The organism is Flavobacterium sp. (genome assembly GCF_030146175.1).
Taxonomy (GTDB): domain Bacteria; phylum Bacteroidota; class Bacteroidia; order Flavobacteriales; family Flavobacteriaceae; genus Flavobacterium.
On sequence record NZ_JASLCE010000087.1, the window covers coordinates 1 to 4,865 of the forward strand.

The following is a 4,865-nucleotide window of genomic DNA, read 5'->3' on the forward strand; positions in this document are numbered from 1 at the left end:
ACAATCTGCCGCAGGAATCCTATCTGAAATACCATATCGCCTATAAAACCGATTATGAAGGAAGAAAAGCAATGGAATTACGTCAAAAATGGGAGCAACAGGCCCGTACGGAAAAGTGGAAAATACTGCTCTACCATGATCTGGAAAAGCCGATTTTGGAATTATAAAAAGGAATTAAATATTTTTAGGGTAAACAGGGCTTTATGGAAACATAGAGCCCTTTTTTGTATTTTAGTTTTTTAAAATAAACAGGAATCAGGATCACGATGTTACAAAACGATTCCATTGTCTGAAGTAAATAATAAATTCATCCAATGATAAAAAAAATAGCCGTTTTATTTCTTTTGAGTAGCATTTTTTTCTGTAGTTGCAGTAAAATTGATCGAAAAACGACAAGAGAAGTGGTACAGCATTACCATAAAGAAGGGAAACTGAATGGTGCTGTTTTGATTGTAAAAAACGACAGTATTGTTTGTGATACGGTTTTGGGCTATGCCGATTTTAAAAGTCAGCGGCCGTTAGAAAAGGAAACGCCGTTTTATATCGCGTCACTGGCCAAACCCATCACGGCCATTGGTATCATGTTGTTGGAACAAAAGAAGCTATTGTCGTACGAGGATCGTGTAAATCGTTATATAAACGACCTACCGGATTATCTAAAAGAAATTACGATCCGACAATTACTGACGCATACTTCAGGGGTATGCGATTATGAAAATGTGTTAACCGAAAACAAAAGGCTAACGAATAAAGACGTTATGCATTGGTTACAAAATCAAAAACTACAATTTGTACCCGGTACAAAGTATCAATATAGTAATACCGGTTATATCCTTTTAGCATTGATCATCGAAAAGGTGTCTGGAACATCGGTAAAACAGTTTTTAGAGGAAAAGATAATCCATCCTTTAAAAATGCAACATACGGTGGTATACGACGAAACAAAACCGGATATTCCGGCTAAAGCAATTGGGTATAACAAGGACAAAGAAAAAGATGATTATACACAATCTACAACCGGAGATGGCGGTATTTATGCGACAACCGGTGATTTATATAAATTGGATAAGGCATTGCGTACCGGCCAATTGCTTGATAAGCAAAATACGGAAGAAATGTACCGTTTACCGGTTTTCCCGGATGGAAAATTAGGGCCTTATGGATTGGGCTGGTTTGTAGAAAATAAGGAAAACGGTAAAATTGCCATGCATACCGGTGGATTGGCTGGTTTTAGAAGTTTATTCTGGCGGGATTTAAAAAATAATACAACAATCATGGTCCTTACCAATCAAGGGGATGCTTTTCCGGTTTATAACTTTTTGGACGAAATAAAAGAAACCCTTGTGAAATAGGGCATTTTACGTTTTTTAAAGCCGAAAAATCAGCACTTTATTTTGTCAATAAAATAGTGATTTTAAGCAGAATACAGCGGTTTTAAATGGTTATTTTTAATAGATAACACTAAACGCATTAAATATGATTTCAAAATTGAAAAGCTTGTTCCTGGTTGCTGTTGTGGCCGGGTTCTCTCAAAGTTTGAGTGCACAGGATATCAGAGTTGGCGTACACGCCGGTTTTCCGATTGGCGATGCTGCTGATGTTTCGTCATTTAATTTAGGAATAGATGGTGCCGTTTACTTTTATAAAGTAAAAGACTTTCTGGATTTGGGTATCGCAACCGGGTATTCCCGTTTTTTTGGTAAAACGGTAACGGTGGCGGGTATGGATTTTACCTACGACGATTTCGGCTATATTCCAGTGGCGGCTTCGGGTCGTGGAAAATTTGATCACAATATTTTCTACACTGCAGATATCGGGTACGGAATTGGTTTGAATAACGCCGACGGTGGTTTGTATTATCAGGGTAAAGTAGGATGGAACAAAGATAATTTCGATCTGTTCGCCTTTTACCGTGGAATATCCGACAACTTTACAGTGTCTGCTATTGGAGTAGGTGTAGCGTATAAACTGCACTAATACTTTTAAAATTTTGTAACTGCTATACGCTACCGCCAAACCGGTAGCGTTTTTTAATTCAATTTGATTACCTTCGACCGAATTGTAGCACTATCATATGTCTGATTTACCTTTAAAACAGCTGGAAAAAGCCCTGGATTTTATCGAGCAACATTTGGAAGAACCCTTATCGGTAGAAAAAATCGCTGCTGTAGCAAATTATTCGCCCTTTCATTTTCAGCGGTTGTTTAAAGCGTATACCGGCGAAAACCTGTTGGAGTTTTACAATAGAAAACGGATCGAAAAGATAGCTGCATTATTGATTAGGGATGCAAAAGAATCCATTGGAGCATTGGCTTTTCAATATGGCTTTTCGGATAATGCGGCCCTGACGAAGGCATTTAAAAAACGGTATTCGGTTAGTCCGACAGCATTCCGAAAACAGCGTAGTAGTCGCTACGACAAAATTAAAAATAGCAGGAATGGACAAATTTTTCAGGGATTTGAAGCCTATATTTGGCGTATTGAAAATCTTAAAAACTGGATAAAAATGAATGCAGTAATAACGGTTCAGGAAATGGTTGCGTTTCCAATGATTTACCAAAATCATATCGGTGTGGAAAATCTGGATGCGACTTTTACAAAAGTGATTGAATTTGCGTTGGAAAATAAACTGACAGATCCCGAAAAGATAACAGCGATCCGAATCTATCACGATAGTTTTAAAATTACGGCTCCGGAAAAAGTCCGTATGGAAATTGGAGTAGTGGTCGATCGGGACATCCAAACCGAACCGGGTATTTTCTTCAAAAACCTGTCACCCGGAAAATGTATTACCGCCAATTTTGAAATTGACCTTGCCGATCTTGAAAAAGCCTGGTCGTCGTTATACATCTGGATGAATGAAAACGGCTATCGCCCGGCGGAACAATTGCCATTCGAAATCATTCGGAACAATTACAAGGAACATCCACAGCAAAAATGTATGCTTACGTTGTGTATTCCGGTAGTCCGAAAAGAATAATTTTAAAACGATTCGCCTACTTCAAAGCGGAGTGTTTCCCGGGTTATCGGATGTACAAATTCCAGATAAGCCGCATGAAGATGCAAACGGTCGGCACCGGTTCCGTATAAATCGTCTCCTACAATCGGTGCATTCAAACCTAGTTCATGGGCGGCGTGCATTCGCAATTGATGCGTCCGACCGGTAAGTGGCCAGAAATGAATTCGGGTTGTCGCTGTTTGTCGCGCTACGACTTTCCAAAGGGTAACGGCTTTTTTACCGTGGGTATAACAAACCAACTGTCGCGGTCTGTTGTCCAGATCACCTCGTAACGGAAGTCGGATTTCACCTTCTTCTTGTTGGATCAATCCCGATAAAAGGGCGGTATAGCGTTTTATAACCGTACGTTTTAAAAACTGACGCTGAATGTGTTTGTGGGCTTCTTTTGTTTTGGCAACAACCAAAAGCCCTGAGGTGGCCATATCCAAACGATGAATGATCAACGGTTCGATGTTGCCCCAGGTTGTTTTGAGTCGGGTATAAACCGAATCCTGAATTTGTATGCCCGGAACCGAAAGTAATTCAGCCGGTTTGTCTACAACAACCAAGCTGTCGTCTTCGTATATAATTTTAAGAATGGTATTTTCCCCGTGGTTTTGTAATAGCGGATTAGGATCCAGAGGAATACCTTCCAGCATATGTTTTAATATGGGCTGACATTTACCGGTACAGGCCGGATAAAACTGCCGGTGTTTCCGGATTTCCGATTTAGGAGAGGTCCCCCACCAGAATTCGGCCATGGCCAAAGGTTCATAACCATTCGCAAAAGCATATTGTAATAATTTCGGCGTGGCGCATTCTCCAGCCGCTGCGGGTGGTTTACCAAAAACGGTTTCACTAAAGATGGATTGCAGACTTCGGGTTTTTCCGTCTTTATTTAAAAAGGAATAGTGTTCGAAAAGTTGTTGCTGTAAAGCAGCCGATTTTTCTTTGCGTTCTTTTTTTAACGCTTCTATCTGGTCTTCAAATCGGGCTAACTGTAATCGGGTTTCATCCAAGCGTTCTTTCCATTTGTTGATGAGCACCTGTAATTCCCATTTGTCCCGTAAACTCTGTTTGATCAAATCGGCTTCAAAAACGGCATACTCCGATTCTGTCAGGTTGTTTTTTTGCGCTTCACGGCTTTTTTTACGTTCTTCTTTATTCGCTTTTAGCTGTTTTTTAAAAGCGGCAATTTCTTCCTGCGATTGATTTGTAAATTGTTCCAGTTCGGTTGTAAAACGATGGTATTGCGGATCGGCATTTATCGTTTCAATGGCACTGTTAATGCTGTTTAAAATGGTTTCTTCTTTTAGAAAAAAGCTGTTTTCAAGCAACATGTCAAAAACGGGTGGCACAAAGCGCGGATGCTGATTCGTACCGGCCAGTTTTCCGGAAAAAGCAGCCAAATAACCTATTTTGCCGTTAGCATCCCGAACAACGAGTACACCAAACATTTTCCCGATAACGATTCCTTCCTGATTTTCGATAAGTCCGAAATTATGTTCCATATCCGTCTGACTTTCCAGGTAGTCCTGTAGTTCCGAAGCGGCAATTTGCGTGAGCGGATGTGGTTCATAATAAAACGGAAAGGTAAAGCGTTCCGGTAGCGAAATAGCGTCCAGAATACGATCGTTAAAGTAGGTGATTCTATTTTGGGTGTCGTTGCCCACAGTTGTTGATTTTAGTGCTGCGAAATTAGGGTATTTCGGTTTAACAGCCGCCAAAACAGTTCAATTTTAGCAAGTCGTATTGTTTGTTTAGATAGAAAATCCGGTATTCACAGGTTCCGAATCAAACGTGAAAACAGGTGATTATACGTTTACGGGACTGAGGACTATCGGTTAATTTTAGAAACGTGTTTCAA

Annotated in this window: 4 protein-coding genes; 3 read left to right on the plus strand and 1 reads right to left on the minus strand. The window is 40.1% G+C overall.

Going from position 1 to position 4,865, the window contains the following annotated elements; translation table 11 throughout:
• Positions 1 to 314 precede the first annotated feature (314 nt).
• From Q1R07_RS10390 to Q1R07_RS10400, 3 genes are all read left to right on the plus strand, one after another.
• Complete coding sequence (locus Q1R07_RS10390; RefSeq protein WP_300489603.1) at positions 315 to 1,352, plus strand: serine hydrolase domain-containing protein; 1,038 nt, start codon at positions 315 to 317, stop codon at positions 1,350 to 1,352.
• A 124-nt stretch (positions 1,353 to 1,476) separates the two neighbouring features.
• Positions 1,477 to 1,977, plus strand: a complete 501-nt coding sequence (locus Q1R07_RS10395) for a hypothetical protein (RefSeq protein ID WP_136401848.1) — start codon at positions 1,477 to 1,479, stop codon at positions 1,975 to 1,977.
• A 97-nt stretch (positions 1,978 to 2,074) separates the two neighbouring features.
• Entirely contained in the window at positions 2,075 to 2,980 is a 906-nt protein-coding gene (locus Q1R07_RS10400) for a helix-turn-helix domain-containing protein (protein WP_300489608.1), read from the plus strand.
• A 2-nt stretch (positions 2,981 to 2,982) separates the two neighbouring features.
• On the opposite strand, the gene Q1R07_RS10405 is transcribed toward Q1R07_RS10400, so the two are convergent.
• Positions 2,983 to 4,725, minus strand: coding sequence for a pseudouridine synthase (locus tag Q1R07_RS10405; protein WP_366526338.1), 1,743 nt, complete (start codon positions 4,723 to 4,725; stop codon positions 2,983 to 2,985).
• Positions 4,726 to 4,865: the final 140 nt, after the last annotated feature.

Excerpts from the sequence above, each read along its gene's own strand:
- Q1R07_RS10390 (WP_300489603.1), top strand. The coding sequence starts at position 315 with ATGATAAAAAAAATAGCCGTTTTATTTCTTTTGAGTAGCATTTTTTTC.
- Q1R07_RS10395 (WP_136401848.1), top strand. The coding sequence starts at position 1,477 with ATGATTTCAAAATTGAAAAGCTTGTTCCTGGTTGCTGTTGTGGCCGGG.
- Q1R07_RS10400 (WP_300489608.1), top strand. The coding sequence starts at position 2,075 with ATGTCTGATTTACCTTTAAAACAGCTGGAAAAAGCCCTGGATTTTATC.